At 38.9% G+C, this 19,715-nt stretch carries 21 protein-coding genes; 10 read left to right on the top strand and 11 right to left on the bottom strand.

The genetic code is table 11. From position 1 onward, the window contains the following. Window positions 1–92 precede the first annotated feature (92 nt). A complete protein-coding gene (locus tag IGJ03_RS12055) occupies window positions 93–653 on the top strand; it encodes a hypothetical protein (RefSeq protein ID WP_438711156.1) in 561 nt (186 codons plus the stop codon). A gap of 75 nt (window positions 654–728) precedes the next feature. On the opposite strand, the gene IGJ03_RS12050 is transcribed toward IGJ03_RS12055, so the two are convergent. Continuing rightward, entirely contained in the window at window positions 729–1,727 is a 999-nt protein-coding gene (locus IGJ03_RS12050; RefSeq protein WP_242384502.1) for an AraC family transcriptional regulator, read from the bottom strand. Between the two features lie 130 nt (window positions 1,728–1,857). Between IGJ03_RS12050 and IGJ03_RS12045 the strand changes: the two genes are divergently transcribed. Both IGJ03_RS12045 and IGJ03_RS12040 read left to right on the top strand, forming a co-directional pair. After that, complete coding sequence (locus IGJ03_RS12045; protein ID WP_425135921.1) at window positions 1,858–3,261, top strand: PTS transporter subunit EIIC; 1,404 nt, start codon at window positions 1,858–1,860, stop codon at window positions 3,259–3,261. A 1-nt stretch (window position 3,262) separates the two neighbouring features. Next, window positions 3,263–4,729, top strand: a complete 1,467-nt coding sequence (locus IGJ03_RS12040) for a glycoside hydrolase family 1 protein (RefSeq protein ID WP_002375460.1) — start codon at window positions 3,263–3,265, stop codon at window positions 4,727–4,729. A 111-nt stretch (window positions 4,730–4,840) separates the two neighbouring features. Here the strand turns inward: IGJ03_RS12040 and IGJ03_RS12035 are convergent, their stop codons facing one another. The 5 genes from IGJ03_RS12035 to IGJ03_RS12015 form a co-directional block, all read right to left on the bottom strand. Next, window positions 4,841–7,360, bottom strand: a complete 2,520-nt coding sequence (locus IGJ03_RS12035) for a sigma 54-interacting transcriptional regulator (protein WP_375804789.1) — start codon at window positions 7,358–7,360, stop codon at window positions 4,841–4,843. A gap of 147 nt (window positions 7,361–7,507) precedes the next feature. Next, window positions 7,508–8,335 carry a PTS system mannose/fructose/sorbose family transporter subunit IID gene (locus IGJ03_RS12030; protein ID WP_002360964.1) on the bottom strand — a complete coding sequence of 276 codons (828 nt, stop codon included), beginning with the start codon at window positions 8,333–8,335 and terminating at the stop codon, window positions 7,508–7,510. Further along, a complete protein-coding gene (locus IGJ03_RS12025; RefSeq protein ID WP_375804788.1) occupies window positions 8,332–9,147 on the bottom strand; it encodes a PTS mannose/fructose/sorbose/N-acetylgalactosamine transporter subunit IIC in 816 nt (271 codons plus the stop codon). Before IGJ03_RS12025 ends, IGJ03_RS12030 begins: the two co-directional genes overlap by 4 nt. 16 nt (window positions 9,148–9,163) lie before the next feature. Next, window positions 9,164–9,655, bottom strand: a complete 492-nt coding sequence (locus IGJ03_RS12020) for a PTS system mannose/fructose/N-acetylgalactosamine-transporter subunit IIB (protein WP_002354800.1) — start codon at window positions 9,653–9,655, stop codon at window positions 9,164–9,166. Between the two features lie 12 nt (window positions 9,656–9,667). Then, window positions 9,668–10,087, bottom strand: coding sequence for a PTS sugar transporter subunit IIA (locus IGJ03_RS12015; RefSeq protein WP_438711154.1), 420 nt, complete (start codon window positions 10,085–10,087; stop codon window positions 9,668–9,670). A 257-nt stretch (window positions 10,088–10,344) separates the two neighbouring features. Between IGJ03_RS12015 and IGJ03_RS12010 the strand changes: the two genes are divergently transcribed. The 3 genes from IGJ03_RS12010 to IGJ03_RS12000 all read left to right on the top strand — a co-directional run bounded on the left by IGJ03_RS12010 (window position 10,345) and on the right by IGJ03_RS12000 (window position 13,205). Then, window positions 10,345–11,280, top strand: a complete 936-nt coding sequence (locus IGJ03_RS12010) for an ABC transporter ATP-binding protein (RefSeq protein ID WP_002410665.1) — start codon at window positions 10,345–10,347, stop codon at window positions 11,278–11,280. Next, window positions 11,273–12,043 (top strand): ABC transporter permease, encoded by a 771-nt coding sequence (locus IGJ03_RS12005; protein ID WP_002354811.1) that lies wholly within the window; start codon window positions 11,273–11,275, stop codon window positions 12,041–12,043. Before IGJ03_RS12010 ends, IGJ03_RS12005 begins: the two co-directional genes overlap by 8 nt. A gap of 187 nt (window positions 12,044–12,230) precedes the next feature. After that, window positions 12,231–13,205 carry a tRNA dihydrouridine synthase gene (locus tag IGJ03_RS12000; protein ID WP_002413934.1) on the top strand — a complete coding sequence of 325 codons (975 nt, stop codon included), beginning with the start codon at window positions 12,231–12,233 and terminating at the stop codon, window positions 13,203–13,205. A 57-nt stretch (window positions 13,206–13,262) separates the two neighbouring features. Here IGJ03_RS12000 and IGJ03_RS11995 read toward each other — a convergent pair whose 3' ends face one another. The 5 genes from IGJ03_RS11995 to rpsN all read right to left on the bottom strand — a co-directional run bounded on the left by IGJ03_RS11995 (window position 13,263) and on the right by rpsN (window position 16,488). Continuing rightward, complete coding sequence (locus tag IGJ03_RS11995) at window positions 13,263–14,792, bottom strand: metal ABC transporter solute-binding protein, Zn/Mn family (protein WP_375804787.1); 1,530 nt, start codon at window positions 14,790–14,792, stop codon at window positions 13,263–13,265. A gap of 20 nt (window positions 14,793–14,812) precedes the next feature. Further along, on the bottom strand, window positions 14,813–14,935 hold the full coding sequence (locus tag IGJ03_RS11990) for a putative metal homeostasis protein (protein ID WP_002383181.1): 123 nt from the start codon (window positions 14,933–14,935) through the stop codon (window positions 14,813–14,815). A gap of 33 nt (window positions 14,936–14,968) precedes the next feature. After that, window positions 14,969–15,943, bottom strand: coding sequence for a CobW family GTP-binding protein (locus tag IGJ03_RS11985; RefSeq protein WP_010822218.1), 975 nt, complete (start codon window positions 15,941–15,943; stop codon window positions 14,969–14,971). A 15-nt stretch (window positions 15,944–15,958) separates the two neighbouring features. Next, complete coding sequence (rpmG, locus tag IGJ03_RS11980; RefSeq protein WP_002354818.1) at window positions 15,959–16,108, bottom strand: 50S ribosomal protein L33; 150 nt, start codon at window positions 16,106–16,108, stop codon at window positions 15,959–15,961. Window positions 16,109–16,218: 110 nt separating this feature from the next. Beyond that, entirely contained in the window at window positions 16,219–16,488 is a 270-nt protein-coding gene (gene rpsN, locus IGJ03_RS11975; RefSeq protein ID WP_002354822.1) for a 30S ribosomal protein S14, read from the bottom strand. A gap of 200 nt (window positions 16,489–16,688) precedes the next feature. Here rpsN and IGJ03_RS11970 point away from each other — a divergent pair, with 200 nt between their 5' ends. The 4 genes from IGJ03_RS11970 to IGJ03_RS11955 all read left to right on the top strand — a co-directional run bounded on the left by IGJ03_RS11970 (window position 16,689) and on the right by IGJ03_RS11955 (window position 19,670). Continuing rightward, entirely contained in the window at window positions 16,689–17,087 is a 399-nt protein-coding gene (locus tag IGJ03_RS11970; RefSeq protein WP_002398194.1) for an OsmC family protein, read from the top strand. 361 nt (window positions 17,088–17,448) lie between these two features. Continuing rightward, window positions 17,449–18,171, top strand: a complete 723-nt coding sequence (locus IGJ03_RS11965) for a methionine ABC transporter ATP-binding protein (protein ID WP_002354824.1) — start codon at window positions 17,449–17,451, stop codon at window positions 18,169–18,171. Continuing rightward, window positions 18,168–18,839 (top strand): methionine ABC transporter permease, encoded by a 672-nt coding sequence (locus IGJ03_RS11960; protein WP_002368484.1) that lies wholly within the window; start codon window positions 18,168–18,170, stop codon window positions 18,837–18,839. The genes IGJ03_RS11965 and IGJ03_RS11960 overlap by 4 nt, the downstream gene beginning before the upstream one ends. A gap of 12 nt (window positions 18,840–18,851) precedes the next feature. Next, window positions 18,852–19,670, top strand: a complete 819-nt coding sequence (locus IGJ03_RS11955) for a MetQ/NlpA family ABC transporter substrate-binding protein (RefSeq protein ID WP_002354826.1) — start codon at window positions 18,852–18,854, stop codon at window positions 19,668–19,670. Window positions 19,671–19,715 lie beyond the last annotated feature (45 nt).

Raw genomic sequence — 19,715 nt, 5'->3', positions numbered from 1 at the left:
ACTTCTTCAGAAATAAGCCGAATTCTCCAAAAAATGGTATCATTAAGTAATGAAACATAACCATAAAAAATAACAAATATCGGAGGCAAAAAATGAGTAGTGTGGTTTGTCAAAGTTGTGGGGCGAATGCGTTTAAATGGCACGATACCGCTGATCAAGTGGTGGAATGTAAGTATTGTCATTCCAAGCAAGCTTTTATAAAAGGTATGGGCGTCGAGTCAGCCATAAAAGTTGTTGGGGGAAAAGAAGAAGCGGAGACGGATTCTGAATACCAAGAACGGATTATTCATCAATTTGGTTTGAAAGATCAAGTGATTGAAGTGAAGAATTATTCATTAATCGATATTCCGTTAACATTTGTTGTTTGGTTGTATTTAGATATTTTATTAGGAGCGTTGTTTATCTGTGGTGGTTTTCTATCTAAAAACTATCGGGCTTGGTACGCCAATTTACTTCGTTGGCACTTTTGTGGTTGGCGGTATACAAAGTCAGCGACTGAAAAAGAGAAGGCAAGTCAACGGATTAGGGGCAGTCTGTTGATTAAATGGCTACTTCAAGAGGACCCCGACAAAACGAAAAAATTAATAATGGTTGGCGTGTCCATTTTGTTCACTTTCTTGTTCGTTTACACTACAGGAAACAGCGCTGCCTAAACGAAATATTTATTGAAACACTTTCTGTTGATAGAAAGTGTTTTTTTTATACCATTAATGGAGTAAGTGAGTATTTCAGTGTTTCGTCAATGTTTTTCTATATTCATTAGGAGAGAGTATATAGAGAGCTGAAAAATTTTTATAAAATTGGCTTACGTTTGAAATACCAACATTTTGAGAGATTTCAGCGATTGATAATTCTGAATAACGCAATAATTGTATCGCATTTTTCATCCTTTGTTCTGTTTGAATTTCTTTAAAGGTTTTATTGAAAGTCTGTTTGATTAACTGAGATAAATATTTTGGATGGTAATTAAATAATAATGCGGTTTCCTTTAATGTACAGGTGCGAGCATTTTTTTCTATATAATCGATAATTTCTAACATATGGCTGGTTTTATTGCTAATAGGGGCAACTTTCTTTGTGGAATTCTTCTGATAATCACGGATAAGCTGAATAAAAATTAATGAAAAGAGTGCTTCTATCGCATGTTTACTAAAAGTATCATTTTGGAAATATTCACAAATTAGTTGATTGAGAAAAGCAATTGTATTCTTATGGTTATTCTGAAAAATCATATAGCCGTCATGGTGGTTATTTTCAGTAATTGCTGAAAATAAAAAAGTACTTAAAATGCTTGTTTCACCTAAGCCCATAATAAATGCTCGTGAAAAAAAGTCATTGCTTAGACTAATATTAAAGACAATATCTTTTTCACTTAGTCTGCCTTTTGAGCGAAGAACATGCCGATCAACAATGCATAAATCTCCTTCTTTTAGTAATACCTCGGTTCCGTTTACTTGATAATGACAGCTTCCAGAATAGACATAATTAAGATTTAAATTAGTATGTACATGTAATGGTACATCTGTGAATCGCGAATCTCTTCTAATTTCAATAAGGTTTTGTTTTAAATTTGGTAATTGAAACTGATAGACTTCTTGATCATGTAAGAGAATTTTGTCTAGTTGTTCATAAATAGGGCTATGATAATTGGGATCCTCTAAATAATGGTGTTCGCTGTGGGTTAACAGAAATAAGTCTGATGGGAGTTGATTTAACAATTTTATCACCTTACCTTTTGTTATCAATGTTCTGGAAAACGATTATTGAAAGCGTTTTTTATAATTGTATAATTCAAGTATAACTAGTGATTGATATTTGTACAAGTATTGAAATACAAGTTGAATAGGAGGGTTATTGATGGATGTTCAAAAATTATGTCAAAGCATTTTGTCAAACATAGGCGGAGCCAAAAATGTGAAAAGTGTTACTCATTGTGCAACTCGCTTGCGTTTAACGCTAAATGATGAAGAGAAAATACAGCAAGAGTCTATAAATGATTTAGACGGCGTAATGGGCAGTATTGTTACCGGAGGACAATATCAAATAATTATTGGTCAAAGTGTCGGAACTGTTTATGCACACTTTACTCAGTTGCTGTCAACTGAGTCTGAAAGTGATCTGAGTCATCAAGAAATGGCCGAGCCAAGTGAACCATCAAAAAAAGGGATTATTCCACAAGTATTAGATACAATTACAGGTATTTTTACACCGCTGTTACCTGCAATCACCGCTGCAGCAATGATAAAAACAGTACTGTTGCTTTTAGATTTGTTCCATTTAATTGATCCTGCAGGTGGTACTTATCAAATTTTGACATTTGCTGGCGATACTGCTTTTTATTTTATGCCTGTTTTAGTTGCTTATTCTGCCTCAATAAAGTTTCGTTTGAATCCTTATTTAGGAACAATTATTGGCATGCTACTGCTACATCCGACCTTTGTTTCATTGGTAAGTGAAGGTAAACCATTAAAGATGTTTGGCTTTTTACCAATTACGTTAGCTAATTATAGTTCAACTGTGATTCCAATTATCTTAATTATATGGGTAGCTTCCTATGTGGATCGTTATGTCGAACGTTTTTGTCCTGAGTCAGTAAAGTTTTTCTTGCGGCCATTAGTGACATTTTTTATTATGATTCCTTTAGCTTTGGGAATTATTGGTCCATTAGGAAGTTGGGTTGGACAAGGATTAGGAATTGTCTTAAATTTAGTTCAAAATTATGCTGTTTGGGTGCTACCATTTATTTTTGGTGCGTTATCGCCAGTCTTCATTATGACTGGGATGCATTATGCGGTAACAATTCCTCTCGTTTTACAATCTATCAGTTCCAATGGATTTGATATGTTAGGGATTGGGTTTTTAGTTTCTAATTTTGCTCAAGCAGGCGCAGCAATTGCTGTAGGTCGCTTTGCAAAGAGTCAGAAAGTACGAGGGTTGGCTTTTTCTTCAGGATTTACTGCACTGTTAGGAATTACCGAACCAGCTTTGTATGGCGTGAATTTAAAATATAAAAAACCGTTTTTAGCAGTGATTATTGCTGGTGCAATGAGTGGTTTACTTGCGGGTTTTCTGAATGTTAAGCGAATGACTTTTGCGCCAACAGGAATTACGACATTGCCTATTTTTATTGATCCAACGAATCAATGGAATTTTATTTTTGCAATTGTCTGTGCAGTGACTAGTTTTATTTTAGCTTTTATTATAACGAGTGGTCTAGTTTATAAGGACCAGTATTTACGTAATGAATTGGAGGAAAAGTAAAATGACTTACACATTTTCAAAGGATTTTTTATGGGGCGGGGCTATTTCGAGTGGTCAAGCAGATGGTGGTTATTTAGAAGATGGCAAAGGTGTGGATACACAATCGATGCGTTACTTTGACCCTAACTGGAACCGTGAGGAACGGAATCGAAACAGAGATATTAATATGACCAGTGAGCGTTTCGAGCAAGCGCTAGTTGCAGAAGGCGATCGCAATTATCCCTTTAGAAGAGGGATTGATTTTTATCATAGATATAAAGAGGATTTAGCGTTGTTTGAAGAAATGGGGATGAATATTTTCCGAACATCCATTGATTGGTCGCGTATTTATCCAAATGGAGATGACGAGAGACCTAATGAAGCAGGAATACAATTTTATGTTGATCTATTTACTGAATGCCAAAAAAGAGGAATGAAAGTCTTTGCTACAATGCTTCACTATGGGATTCCAGTTAATTTAGTGACCAAATATGGTGGTTGGAAAAGTAGAAAGACTATTGATTTTTTTGAAGTCTATGCACGTACATTGTTTGAGCGTTTAGGTGATTTAGTGGACTATTGGCTACCTTTTAATGAAATTAACTGTAATAGATTTAATCCATACAATGGATGTGCCGTTATTGAAGATCAAGAAGAAAACTATAACCAAAGTATTTTTCAAGCAGGACATAATCAGTTCGTGGCAAATGCAAGAGCAATTAAAGCTGCAAAAGAAATACTAGGCGAACCAATGATTGGTGGAATGATTGCACGATTTACAACATATCCTGCGACCTGTAAGCCAGAAGATGTAATGCAAAGCATTTTGGATGAGAACTATAAGAATTATTTTTATACGGATGTTTTAGCAAGAGGAAAATATCCTAGCTATACAAAGCGAATGTTTGATGAGTTAGGAATTACGATAGAAGTCGCTCCTGGAGATTTAGAATTATTAGCAGAGAATAAAGTAAACTTCCTATCATTTTCGTACTATATGTCAATGATAACTAGTGTCAGTCCTGATTATGAAATTACCAGCGGAAACTTACTAAGCGGGATGAAAAATCCTTACTTAGAAACAAGTGACTGGGGATGGCAAATTGATCCAATTGGTTTGAGAATTTCTCTAAACGAGATGTATGATCGCTATCAATTACCGCTGTTTATTGCTGAAAATGGGTTAGGTGCTTATGATCAAGTAGAAGAGGATGGCGCAATTCATGACCCTTATCGGATTGACTATTTAGAAAAGCATTTACAACAAATGAGTGAAGCAATTGCTGATGGTGTAGAGCTTTTAGGCTATACTATGTGGGGAATCATCGATATCATTTCATGTGGAACCATTGAAATGTCTAAACGGTATGGTGTTATTTACGTGGATAGTGATGATGCAGGGAATGGAACGCTTGAAAGAAGTAAAAAAGATTCATTTCATTGGTATAAAGAGGTTATTTCTACAAATGGAGAAAGTTTGAATCGGTGATTTGCTGTTAGTGAAGAAAAATAAAAAGGACATCTATTGAGATCCTTTAGTAAAGAGAGCTTGGGCCATAAGTCGAAATAACTTACGGCCCAAGCTCTTTCCCATCCCCCCTCACCGAGAAGACAAAATTTCATAAATCACATAGAGTTCCCAGTTGGAAATTTCTATTCGATAAAACTGTTCTAGAGTATAGAAAATGTTTTTAGCATTTTGGAAAAATGGTTTTTGGTTAATGGTTAGTTCCTCTAGGTTAGCAGGGATTTCATAGTCTTCAACGCCGAGCATTGTCCGCTCTACCATGAGCGCGTTGTGCATCATTAAGTTAAATTTCATTTTGCCGCTGAGTGTGAGGTCGAAACGTTTTTCAATGTTTTTTGTAACATTTTCGACTTGTTTAATAATGACGTCAGGATTTAGAAATTCTAGTTTTTCTGACAAGCCTTCTTTCGAGAAGAAGTGAACAAATTCGTTAATCATGCTATCAATGTTATTGGGATGCATCAAGTTTTGGAAAGGTTCCATCAACTGGGTTCCTGCATCTTCGTCTAACATGTCTAAGAGATTCACGCTAGCAACATTCGTATGGTTGTCTAAGTAGGACGTCGTCAAAATGAGCGAGGTTTCTTTTAAATAATTTTCTTCGGCGTTGGCAATGTCTAACGTGTTTACCAAATCTTTGTATTTTAGGGTAATGACTTTAATATCAGTATACAGGTATTTTTGACAGATTTGTTTGATTTGCTTGGCAATATCCAGACCTGAAATACTAGAGACAATGATATTTTTTTCCACTGAAAAGCCTTCAAAGTACTGTACATCGGTTTTAAATTTTTTTTCAGCGGTTTTAGCAATACCATAGAAAAGTTGTTCGTTCATTAATTGATGACCAATTTCCAACGCATAGGCAGTGGTCAGGTTGTTGATCACCAAGAGTTCTCCAAGAATTTGCGGTTTCAAACTTTTATAAAGTTGTGTCAGAGAACCCATATCGACGAGCATAATGACGCCTTGTGATGTGTCCCGCTGAGAAAGCCAGTCTTTAACTTCGGCGACGATATCTCGTACGGAGGACGTTAAGGGCATGTTAATCGCATCGAAAATATAGGTACCACATAATTTGTTGGCAACGGCTTGAATACTTGTGGCAGTCGATTCACCATGCGCCACGAGGAGCGCTTGGTAAGGAATCGTTTCAGAAATTTCCCCACTGAGTAATACAGATAAGAGTACCTCTGTAAAAAAACGGTATTCTTCTGGCAGCGGACTGACTAAGTTTTTCACGAGGGAAACCGTTCGCGGATAGTGTTCTTTTAACTGTGCTTGGACTGGAAGGAGCATTGTTTCGTTAAATATTGGCGGTAAAATTTTCAGCAATTTGGCAACATCTTTCATCGGTTTTTCAGTTTGTTCAGGTTGGTTAATAATTAGTTTGTTTTTGGTTTGGACTTCCGTGACTAGGTTTTGTAAAAAATAATCATTTTCTAAGGTTATTTCATCGTCTAAACAATATTTAATGAATTGTGTCAGTTCAGTTTTTAAGTGGACCAGTGTTTTTTCTTTTGTAAATAAGGCTTCAAATGTTGCGAAAATATCGGAAGAAAGTGTGTCTTCTTCTAACACTTCTTTGTCTAAAGGAATCGCAATCATTGGTTGAGTCGCATCGCCAATGACGACAGGTTGATTGGGCAAAGTTTTTCGTAATTGTGACGCGCAAAGGAGCTGCACTTTGTTGGATAAGCTCCCCACGTTACCAGGTTCGTCATTTTCTAATAATGCCGTAAAGATTTCTTCGTCCACGTTGATGTCTTTGGTCATTCGTTTCGCTTCTCGGTGGAATAAGTTTTTTAAAATCGCAATCCGTTCTCGAATGGGGCGCTCTTTGAAGTTCGGAAGTGAGACGATTACGGAAATTCGGCGATAAAAGGTTGGTAATAAGACTTTTTTCGGGTTTTCGGTGGTCGCAAATAGTAGTCGAACCTTGGAATGCACCATTTTTCCTTCTTCACCAATGGGGCGGAAGGTTCCTGTATCCATAAACTGAAAGAGTTTTTCTTGGTTTTCGTTGGATAATCGATGTACTTCATCTAAAAAGAGTACGGAATTATTAGCTTGGGCCAAGAGTCCTTGCTTTTCTGATTCAGCTCCAGTAAATGCGCCTTTGGTATGGCCGAAGAGAATGGATGATAGCAATTCGGGATTGTTGGCATAATCGGCACAGTTAAAGGTGTAGAATTTTTCCAGGCCAATGATTTGTTCGTTTTTTAGATACTCATAAATCAGTTTTGCCAAAAAGCTTTTGCCGACGCCACTGGCTCCATGGATTAATAAAGGCATACCCAATGGGGGATACAACATAGCGGCTTTGCATTGTTCGATGGCTTTTTTGGCGCTGCCTTGGCTACCGATGTATTGTCGAAACACATCGGTCGTGGGGGTTGTTGCACGGGTTAATTGCCAATAAACGGGTTTTTTTCCCGTTTGTTGGACTTCACCTTTTTCCAATAATTTATTTAAGTATAAGCTGGTTACCGAGCGGCTTAATTGAATTTTTGTGGCAATTTCTTGTGTGCTCATCGGGGTATTGCTGGTTTCTAAAATATCAACTAAGTGTTGGTAGGTCTCCAAGCGCATGATTCATCGTCCTTCCAAAAGAGAGGTCGGGACAGGGGTTGCTTCTGTTCCCGCCGTTTATCAGCTTTTAAGCCTGAGATAAAAATCACTTTGGATTTTTGTCTCAGGCTCTAAGTGTTTAATAATTAAATGTTTATTGTTTCAATTTTAACAGATGCCTAGTAATCCTAGCAAGATGCCTAAGAACATGATACCAAACATCACCACGTTAACATTGACTTTTTTGCGTAATAGCCAGAAAGCAAGTAACGTCACGGCTAATGGTACGATACCGACGAATAGTTGATCCAAATAGTCTTGGATTTTAACTACGTCTTCGCTTCCTTTAACGGAAACTTCAAGAATCGTTTTGAATTTTACATTTGAAGCAGTCATACTGCCCATCATCATTAAGCCTAGCATACTTGATACTTTTGTGAGTATCTTCATTCCGCCTGATTCGTACATTTTTTGGATAAAACTTTCACCGATTGAATAGCCGCTATACAACGCATAATAGTGAATTAAGAACGCAGGGACGTTGTATAAAAGTAAGAAGACAATCGCCCCTAATGGCGAACCAGTGCTGGCTAATGAAATCCCAATACCAGCAGCAATAACACGTAAGATGCCCCAGAAGAAGGAATCACCGATGCCTGAAAGTGGCCCCATTAGTGAGGCTTTAACTGCTGTAATAGAGCTAGCATCAAAGTTTTCGTCTTCACTGTTTTGTTTTTCCATCGAAGCAACGAGCCCCATGATGAAGTTATTGATATGCATGGTTGCATTGAACCAAGTGGTGTGACGCACTAATGCCTCGGCCCGTTCTTCCTTGGTTTTATAAAAACGATTGATAACTGGGAGTAAAGTGTACATGACACCCACTGCGTGGTATTGTGTAGCTCCTGTCCGGCTAGCATTCATCGTCCAAGAACGCCAGAAAACAGAGCGCATCATTTTTTTCTCTTCTTTAGATAAATTCTCTTTTAACTTCATGCGAAAAAGTCCTCCTCTTCGATTTCTTTCGCGCTGCCTTCAATCGCAGAAGACGCCGCCGGTTTTCTTTTTAGAATGTCGCGAAATTCTACATCCCGTTGGGCACTCACGACACAAATTACTGTCCCGATGACCGCCACCGCAACGGCTGGTAATTGTAGGTACGCGGTTAAAACAAAGCCTAAAATGTAAAAGACGGCTAATTTATTATCCCATAACAGTTTCATTAACATAGCAAACCCAACGGCAGGTAAAAGTCCGCCAGCTGCGCTTAAGCCGTTCATCAAATTTTGTGGAATGCTTTCAACAAACAGATTTACTGGCCCGCTTCCTGCTAAAATTCCGATAAATGAAATCGAAGCGATGATTAAATAATAAATAATCCACGTTCCGTAATGCAGTGTCACAACCATTTTTTGGTTGCCTTCACGTGCTGCTTTGTCAAGAGAAGGAGCAAAGATATTCATAAAGACATTTTTTAAAAACATCACCACGAAAGCGGCTAACATCCCAATTGGTACGGCTAACGTCATGGCGGCTTTTTGTTCGACATTTGAAATAATTGCAAACGTTGTGGCTAAAGTAGTCGCAGTTACAGGTTCCGCTGCGATAACACCACCGATATTAACATTTCCTAAGAAAATTGCTTCTAAAGAGGCCCCCATTAGAACCCCTGTTTTCATGTCGCCCATTAAAATTCCTGTGACTAATCCAACGACTAAGGGACGTTCCATCATACTTTGACCAGTTAAATAATTCCCAGCAAAACAGATAAATACAGCTAAGGCTGCCATTGTTGCATGCATAAGCATTGTTCATTTCCTCCTTTTAATTGACGGCTTGTTTTAAACTTAATTTTGAGTTGGTTGGCAGTACTTGGTTATAGCTTTCCACGTGAGTCAAACTGGCTAATTCTTTGGCAGCTTCTAACTCTTCAGGGTTTAATTGGACACTTGGGAAAACCATTGTTTTGGTGGCTGGATCTGATTTATCAAAGCGGCCAGCGTTGGCAACATTCACACTTTCAATATCTGTCACGTTTTTCGCAATTTTAGTAGCATCCGCTACACTGTTCACAATTACAAAAATTCGTTTGTCTTTGCCACGAGGATCATTGAAGACATCAATCGCATCATCAACTGAGCGAATTAATAGTTTCATGCCATTAGGGACCGCCATTTTTAACGTCATTTGCATTACTTCGTTTTTGGCTGCTTCATCATTCGCTACAACTAATAAGGGGGCATTCAATTCTTTGGTCCAAACTACGGCTACTTGGCCGTGAATTAATCTGTCGTCTACTCGTACTTGTGTAATCATTTTAATTTCCTCCTAAAAAAAGTTTTCTTCTTCATTTGATGGGTTTAATTCAACGAATTGAATTTGTGCTTCAGCAATTGCTGCTTGAATATCTTCTTTGGTTAGATTTTCGCCTTCTTTTAAGAAAATCAGCGACAAGGCAATGGCTAAGTTGGCATTGGAAATGATAAAAACATTGTCTGGTTTTGTCGTCATGACTTCTTGAACAATTTTTTGATTGACACTACCACCATATAAATCTGTTAAAATAATAGCTTGTTCTTCTGCGCCAAGGGACTGAAGAAACGTTTGAATAATTGGCGTGTAGTCTTCAGGAGTCACATAGGCATTGATGACCGCCAGCTCTTTTCCTTTGTCTGCGAGAATATCCAAGGAACTTTGGAAGCCTTTCGCTAAGTTTCCGTGACTAGCAATTAAAAATTTTCTTTTCATTCTTTTCACCTCACTTTTATATAAAGCAAGTTCTGTGCCAAAAAAAGAGAACTCTAAATCCTTGATTTGAAAGGAGTTTAACGTTCTTGAAACTGTTTAAACAGTTTTAAATCAAAATAAACACGTTAATCGTTGGCTAGTTTGTTGTTGAAAAATAACTAAGCAAAACTGTGAAATTTAATCAAAATAACCCCCGTTTTTATCGAGAAGTGTTACAATAATACTCATGAATATTTATACATTAAGGAGAGTTACGAATGACTGATGCTCTTGTGATACAAGATTTACGCAAAGTGTACGCTTCAGGTGTTGAAGCGTTGCGGGGGATTGATTTAACAGTCGAAGAAGGCGATTTTTATGCTCTTTTGGGACCGAATGGCGCAGGAAAATCAACGACGATTGGGATTGTGACCTCGTTAGTTAATAAGACTTCGGGGAAAGTCAAAATTTTTGGGTATGATTTAGATACGGAGATGGTGCGGGCGAAGCAACAGATTGGGTTAGTGCCGCAGGAGTTTAACTTCAATCCGTTTGAAACGGTCCAACAGATTGTGGTCAATCAAGCGGGCTATTATGGGGTGTCTCGTAAAGAAGCCATGAAACGGAGTGAAAAATATTTAAAACAATCCAACTTATGGGAAAAACGGAACGAGCGGGCGCGAATGCTTTCTGGCGGAATGAAACGTCGGTTAATGATTGCTCGCGCGCTGATGCATGAGCCGAAGTTATTGATTTTAGATGAACCAACTGCAGGTGTCGATATTGAATTGCGCCGTGAAATGTGGGCCTTTTTACAAGAGTTAAATGCGCAGGGAACCACGATTATTTTGACGACCCATTACTTAGAAGAAGCTGAGATGTTGTGTCGCAACATTGGGATTATTCAGTCTGGTGAATTGATTGAAAACACCAGCATGAAGCACTTGTTAGCAAAATTACAATTCGAAACGTTTATTTTTGATTTAGCACCTTATACGCAGGCGCCAGTTATTGAAGGCTATCAAAGCATATTTGAGGACGAGTTAACGTTAGCGGTGGAAGTGGAACGAAACCAAGGAGTCAATCACTTGTTTGAACAGCTAAGTCAACAAGGAATCAAAGTATTGTCAATGCGGAATAAGTCCAACCGTTTGGAAGAGCTCTTCTTGAAGATTACCGAGGATACGTACCAAAGGGAGGATCAACATGTTTAGTCTGTATTTTACTGCTTTAAAAAGTTTAGCTGTGAAGGAAACCAACCGTTATTTACGGATTTGGGTCCAAACACTGGTACCGCCAGTGATTACGACGTCCTTATATTTTGTGATTTTTGGGAAAATGATTGGCGGGCGAATTGGCGACATGGGCGGTTTTTCTTATATGGAATTTATCGTGCCAGGTTTAATTATGATGTCAGCCATTACAAGCTCGTACGCCAATGTTTCATCTTCCTTTTTCTCACAAAAATTCCAGAAAAATATCGAAGAAATTCTCGTGGCGCCAGTTCCAACTCATGTGATTATTTGGGGATTTGTGATTGGTGGCGTTGGTCGTAGTATTTTGGTCGGTGCGTTAGTCACCATCATTTCTCTATTTTTCGTCCCATTGCACGTTGTTTCTTGGCTGATGGTCATCATGACTTTATTGATGACAGCGATTCTCTTTTCTTTAGCTGGTTTGTTAAATGGTATTTTTGCGCAATCCTATGATGATGTATCGATTGTGCCGACCTTTGTGTTACAGCCTTTAACCTATTTGGGTGGGGTTTTCTATGCCATTTCCATGTTGCCGCCATTTTGGCAAGCTGTCTCAAAAGTTAATCCGATTGTTTACATGATTTCTGGGTTCCGCTACGGTTTCCTAGGGGTTCAAGATGTGCCAATTGGTATTTCTATGACCATTTTAATCTTATTTATTGTCGTTTTATATGGCATTTGTTGGTACCTTGTAGAAACAGGGCGTGGCTTACGTAGTTAAGCCGTAAAAAGATTAAACTGTCTGAATCACTCATTCTAGCGAGCAGATTCAGACAGTTTTCTTGTTTCTAAGTATGCCTTTTTTGATTCTTCGTGCATTTCCCTGTATAATAGCAATGTTTCGCACCAGAATATGTCGACAATTGTCGTTGAAAATAAAGAAAAAATCAGAAACGGAGTATATGAAGATGAGCAAGAATTTTTGGGCAACATTGCCAAAGCCCTTTTTTGTTTTAGCACCGATGGAAGACGTCACTGATGTGGTCTTTCGTCATGTCGTGAAAGAAGCTGGAGCACCAGATGTGTTTTTTACAGAGTTTACTAATTCAGATAGTTATTGTCATCCTGAAGGAAAAGACAGTGTGCGCGGGCGCCTCGTTTTTACAGAAGATGAACAGCCGATGGTGGCACATATTTGGGGGGATAAACCGGAATTTTTCCGTGAAATGAGTATCGGCGTAGCGGAGATGGGCTTTCAAGGATTAGACATAAATATGGGCTGTCCTGTGCCCAACGTGGCTGAGCGTGGAAAAGGCAGCGGGCTGATTTTGCGCCCAGAAGTCGCGGCTGAATTGATTGACGCCGCCAAAGCAGGTGGCTTACCTGTTAGTGTCAAAACACGCATTGGGTTTACTGAAATGGCGGAAATGGAGGCATGGATCACGCATTTATTAGAGCAAGACATTGCGAATCTATCCATTCATTTGCGAACACGAAAAGAGATGAGCAAAGTGGATGCTCATTGGGAGGTCATTCCGCAAATTATGGCTATTCGGGACCGTGTCGCACCGCAAACGACAATTACGATTAATGGGGATATTCCCGATCGTCAAAAGGGCCTAGAATTAGCAGAACAATATGGTGTAGATGGCATCATGATTGGCCGGGGGATTTTTAAAAATCCTTATGCCTTTGAAAAAGAACCCAAAACGCATACGCCACAAGAATTGCTGGGCTTGCTACGTTTACAATTGGATTTGCAAGACAAGTATGCAGAATTGGTGCCTCGCTCCATCGTTGGGCTGCATCGCTTCTTCAAAATTTATGTCAAAGGCTTTCCAGGTGCCAGTGATTTAAGAGCACAATTAATGAATACAAAATCAACGGATGAAGTGCGCCAGTTGTTAGCGACGTTTGAAGCAGAACATGGTGTGCTTGACTAAATAAAAAAAGAGAGGAGGTAGCATTTTAGCTAATGCTACCTCCTCTCTTTTGAATGTTTAATGCGCAATCATTTCTTGGGCAATTTCTTGTTTGCTTAAGTCGCTTGGATAATACGTTGGCCAGTTGTCCATTTCATTGAACAGACTTTCTTGGCTATCGCCGCCGAAGAAGATGTGGAAATGAGCGGCTTTCGTTGGTGCAATGTTGTGGTCGCTAAATTGGACGTATTTAAACCGCCCAGCATTGGCATCGTCTGTTTCAAAAAGGAAACGGACGCCACGGTTGCCTTTTGCATAGTTTAAAATTTTATAACCGGCTGCTTTATAGGTGAATTTTTGTGGTTTGCCATTGACCAGAAATTCAATGGTGGAATCAGTGATGTTGATGTGGTCGACATCGGTTTGATAGCCGGCATCATAGTAGGTTTTGTATTCGGCTGGTGTTTTATCTTTTTTCAGTTTCGCTTTGTAATCGAAGACTTGGTCTAATGTGCCATCTTTTAATAAAGGATAGACGGATTGCCAATTTCCAGCGTAATCTGTCAGTGTTCTCTCAGCCACCTCACTGTCTTTGAAATAGCCGTTAGCCACGGTTTTTTCTGTTTTTTCAGAGGTTTCTGGCTGAACCTCTTTCCCAGCTGTATCTGTTGTTTTTTTCAAAGCAGTTAAGTTTTCTTTCATTACAGAAAGATAATCTTCGCCATTGTCCATTTGTTTTTGTGTCAAACTTTCTAGCGGGTTTAGGACTTCCAATTGAACATTCGCTTCGTCAGCTAACGTTTTAGCAATTTTATCGTTGGCATTTTTTTCAAAATAAATATAGCGAATTTGGTTGTCTGTGACATATTTTTTCAACTCTGCCAAGCGCCCTGCAGTTGGCTCTTGTTCAGGTGTTAAACCAGCTATTGGCACTTGTTTTAAGCCGTAATCTAAGGCAAGATAACCAAATGCAGCATGTTGGGTAACAAAACTTTTTTGCTTAGCGTCTTTCAAAGCTGTTTGGAACCCTTTGTCTAAGGCCGTTAATTTTGTTAAGTATTTTTCTGCGTTTGTTTCAAATGTTTTGGCTTTTTTAGGGTAAAGTTTGACTAATTGTTCTTTGATGTTTGTAACTTCTTGGATGGCACGATGGGGTGAAACCCAAGTATGCGGATCTAATTCATGGTGGTGGCCTTCTTCGCCATGTTCATGGTCGTGTCCGTCTTCGTCACTGCCAGGAAGTAAGACCATGTTTTCGGTACCTTTAATGACGTTCGGGGCTCCATTTTTCCAGCCTTTAGCAGCTTTGGGTACCCAAGATTCCATATTTTCATTGTGGTAAACGAAAACATCCGCATCATGGATGGTAGCCATATCTTTGGCGGATGGTTCATAATCGTGTGGTTCAGAACCAGCAGGGATTAACAATTTGACGTCTCCTTCATCGCCTACAATATTTTTAGTGAAATCGTACATAGGATAAAAAGTCGTGACAATGGATAGTTTTTCTTTACCGTCAGCGGTTTTATCAGAGGTGTTTGTTTTGCCGCAAGCGCCGAAAAGGATTAGCGATAAGGCGGCTAACAGGGGAAGAGTAAATTTTTTCATAGGTGTGCTCCTTTAGTGAATTACGCAATTTTCTTTTGTTTATTGCGCTTATGTTCTTTAATGATTTTAAGTGCGCGTTTTCGTGTTTTGATGTTGGGACTTTTCAGTCGACGATAAGCGCTAGATAAGTCAGTTTTTTCCATTATATATAGGACCTCCATTTCGTAAAAAATAATTTACGGAGTAGCTATTTTGTTGAGGGTTTGAAAGGTTTCTTGAATTTTTTTTGTCTCTAATTCTTTGCCAATCAGAACAATTGTCGTTTCTTGAGGGGGTTGATTCGTCATTTGAAAGGCCACTTGCTGGTTGACGCCTTGCATGGCAATGGCCAAGTCATGCTCCTGTAAGGCGAGAATCCCTTTGAAACGGTATAACTTTTCCTGATGCGTATACATTAACCAATCAAGCCAACGAGTGAAAAGAGGTTCGTTGAGGGCTGAGGACGCCGTTAGCGTGAGGGAGTGAAAGGTATGGTGATGATGCTCGTGGGCGTGCTCATGCGGGGAATGAGTCATTTCGTGTTCTGTAAGTGTTGCTGTAAACTTATTTAATTGAAAAAAGTCACTAGCCAAAAGAGGCTCGTTGGCTTGAAAGGATAAAATATCAGCAAAAGGATTAATGGTACGAAGGGTTTCTTGGAACGTTGGTAGCTGAGTGCTGTCTGCTGGTTCCTTGACAGAAAAAAAGAGGCGATCTGCTAAGGCCAGTTGTTTGATGGCTTCGGTTTCTTGAAGTTGCTGTTGCCAATGATGCCCATCAACGACCGTTAAGAGACTGTCTATATAGAAATGATTTTTGATGTGCGGGGTCGTTAAAATTGTTTGAATGATTGGTTGCGGATCAGCAATACCCGTTGTTTCTAAAATGACTTGGGCAACGGTTTGTTGTTCTTCTTGGTACACTTCTAAGATTGCTGATAAAGAGGCAAGAAGATCTCCTCGTAAGCTGCAACACATGCAACCGTTATTTAATTGAATAATTCGTTCCGTGGTTTGTAAAAGTAATGCGTGGTCAACGCCTGTTTGACCAAATTCATTTTCAATAATAATAATTTCTTCTTTAGGAAACGGTGACTGCGCAAGCGCATGGTTAATTAAGGTTGTTTTTCCTGCGCCTAAAAAGCCAGAAACAATGGTGATTGGAATGCCCATCAAGTTTTCCTCCTGTTATTTGACTTCAGTGAAAAGTGCGCGGCGCCGTAGTTTTGGTGAATATTTTTTCAGCTGTAATTTTTCTGGTGTATTTCGTTTGTTTTTACTTGTTAAGTAAAGGCGCTCGCCAGTTTCAGCGCAAGCTAACGTAATGGTTTGGCGCATAGTACCGTCCTCCAATTTGATTTTTTTAATTGCGTATAAAAGATAAAGGGGGCTGCGAGGTCAGCCCAAATGCGACTGTCCTCGCTAGTTGTCTTTATCGAAATAATGAGTTACCAGCTTGCTTTTTTGACGCCAGGAATCAAGCCTTGGTGAGCCAATTCACGGAAACGAATCCGAGACATGCCAAATTTACGCATGTAGCCACGTGGGCGCCCATCTGTTTGATCGCGGAGTTTTAAGCGACTTGGATGAGCATCTTTTGGCAATTTGCTAAGACCTTCATAATCGCCAGCTTCTTTTAAGGCTTGGCGAATAGGCGCATATTTTGCAATCATTGCTTGTTGTTTTTTTGCTTTAGCAATTTTTGATTTTTTAGCCATAAGGCACTTCCTTTCTTTTTGGATTTATAAAATATAAATCGTAATGGTTACGATTTGAACGGAAGTATATTATCAGGTGTTGCGTTGTTTGTCAAGTGAGAATTTTGTTTTTTTTAGGACTTGCTAAGTTGAGAAGTTAGAAATGTTTGTTTTAGAGCTGTTTTGTAGTATCTTTTAAGAAAGAGTAAAAAGGAGTGAAGATGGCAATGGTAGAACGTTTGACGATTATTCGTGGTGTGGAAAAATTTGAATTACAAACGAAAACAGCGCGCTGGGTGTTAGCAAAAGAAGAGGGATATTCGCCAGTTCAAATGCTCGTTTCGGCAATTGGCGCTTGTGGGGGATACGTGTATCAATCCGTTTTGGAAAATTCGCACATTCCCTTTGAGTTTGAAAAAATAGAAGTCACGTATTCAAGAGAAGTAGAGAGACGCGCACAACCATTAAAACAGGTGACGATTCTCTTTTATGTGTCTGTTCCAGAAGCCTTTCAAGCACGGGCGACACGGTGTTTGAAGCTTGTCGCCCCAAACTGTCCAGTGATTCAATCATTAGCTGAAAGAATTACTGTCGAAGAAACAGTTGTATTTAAAAAGTAAACCATTAGAGACATTATCGTTACGAGCGCTTTTCCCTTTTTGGATGCCTCGTTTCTGAGAATGTCTTTTTTTAGAGGAGCGTGGGGAAATAGCTGTAGAAACAGGAAATTTTTAATTCATTTGTACAAAATAATACAGACAAAAAACAGATAGTGTTTTTTTCACAAATAAAAAGGTTGCTTTTTTTTCTGTTTTAGTAGATGATGTAAGTAGTTACATCTCTGGTATAACACTGTTTTTCGAAACGTGTGTTATTTTTTAATTCGTAATAGTTTTTTTAAATCGTTTCACAGAATTACTTTAATTGTTATACAGTTTTTTTAGTTGTTATAGTTTGTTTGTCGGCCTTTAGGAGGTAATCATGATTGAGTTAGTGAATGTGTCGAAAGTCTATCAAGAGACACACGCGTTAAAAAATATTCACTTTTCTGTCCAACCAGGAGAAATCGTTGGGATTGTTGGGAAAAGTGGCTCTGGCAAGTCCACGTTGTTACGTTTGTTGAATTTAATGGAACAACCGAGTGAAGGGGAGATTCGTATTGATGGCAGAAATGTTCAAACCTTCTCTAAAAAAGAAGTTCGCCAGCAGCAACAACAAATGGGGATGGTGTTTCAGCATTACAATTTGTTAGAAAATTTGAAAATTTATGATAATGTTGCGTTGCCTTTGAAACTTTTAAAAGAGAAACAGCCTGAAAAAATTGAGCGTTTATTAACGTTTGTTGATATGGCCCATAAGGCAGAAGCGTATCCTGCTCAGCTTTCTGGTGGGGAAAAACAGCGTGTCTCTATTGCTCGAGCGTTGAGCCGTAATCCAAAATGGTTATTATGTGACGAGGCAACGAGTTCATTAGATGAAGAAAATACAGAAAGTGTCGTTCGACTATTACATAAGACGCATCAGGAATTCCGGCCGACTATTTTCTTTGTCAGTCACGAATTAGAAACCGTGAAGCGCTTATGTAATCGTATCTTAGTGATGGAAAAAGGTCAGCTAATTGGCGAATTTCTGAATAATCCTCAGCAATATGAGGAAGAACCGCTTTCCTATTTAGAAAAAGTGGAAAGGAGTTTGCGCCCATGACTTTTTCAGAAACCTTTGCCGAATATTGGCCATCTATGCTGGTTGGTTTAAAAGAAACAGGGATTATGATGTCGATTTCGATGGCTATCTGTTTGCTTGTCGGCTTGCCTTTAGGCTTAGGACTATTTTTGGCTAATCCGAAAGTCAAAGGGCATCAACCTTGGCTGTACTGGGTTTTAAATTTCATTGTAACTGTTATTCGCTCGTTTCCTTATTTATTATTTGTGATTGCGTTGATTCCAGTCACTCGTTCTGTTTTAGGAAAGGCGTTTGGCCCAATTCCTTCATCTGTGCCATTGAGTATTGTTGCGATCGCGATTTTTGCTCGCTTGGTTGAACAAGTGCTGTTGGATGTTCCAGAAGAAATTTATTTTTTAGCTAATTCGTTAGGTACCTCGAAAGTCCAATACATTTGGCACTTTTTATTGGTGGAAGCACGTAGCGGATTGGTCCTTGCTTACACAACCACGACAGTGAGTATGGTTTCATATTCCACGGTGATGGGTGTTGTTGGTGGCGGCGGGATTGGCGATTTTGCAGTTCGTGTCGGGTATCAACGGTATGAATACGGTATTATGTATGTTGCCATTGTGATTATGATTGCACTGGTCTTCATTTTACAAATGCTTGGGAACTTCATTGCCCAAAAACTAGACAAAAGAAAGTAGGAGGACAAAAGAATGAAGAAGTTTTATTTAGCAACATTCGCTGTTATTGCAACAGTTATTTTAGCTGCCTGTGGGGGAAATAAACAAGCAGACCAGAAAGAAGACAAGGAGATTACCGTTGCCGTGCAATTGGAATCTTCAAAAGATATCTTGGAGATTGCCAAGAAAGAAGCTGAGAAAAAAGGGTACAAAATTAACATTATGGAAGTGAGCGACAATGTTGCCTACAACGATGCCGTGCAACATGACGAAGCGGATGCTAATTTTGCGCAACATCAACCCTTCATGGAAATGTTTAACAAAGAGAAAAAAGCTGATTTAGTGGCTGTGCAACCGATTTATTATTTTGCTGGTGGTTTCTATTCAAAAGAATACCAAGATGCGAAAGATTTACCTGAAAATGCCAAAGTGGGGATTCCTAGCGATCCAACCAATGAAGGTCGTGCTTTAGCAATTTTAAATGCAAACGGCGTGATTAAATTAAAAGAAGGTGTCGGCTTTAACGGCACGGTGGCAGATGTCGTGGAAAATCCTAAAAACATCACTTTTGAAAGCATTGATTTACTGAATTTAGCTAAAGCCTACGATGAAAAAGACATCGCTATGGTGTTCTGCTACCCAGCCTACTTAGAACCTGCTGGTTTAACAACGAAAGATGCGATCTTGTTAGAAGATGAAGAAGCAAGTAAACATTACGCATTACAAGTTGTGACACGCAAAGGCGAAAAAGATAGCGAAAAGATCAAGGTTTTAAAAGAAGCGATGACAACAAAAGAAGTTGCTGAATACATCAAGAAAAATTCTAAAGGCGCTAATATTCCTGCGTTTTAATGAATAGAAAAAATGAAGCCTCTTTTTTGAGAAGCTTCATTTTTT

This window comes from Enterococcus sp. DIV1315a (assembly GCF_051712325.1).
In the GTDB taxonomy this organism is placed as follows: Bacteria; Bacillota; Bacilli; order Lactobacillales; family Enterococcaceae; genus Enterococcus; species Enterococcus faecalis.
The sequence above is the reverse complement of the archived record's forward strand: the minus strand, read 5'-3'. Positions and strand labels throughout refer to the sequence as shown.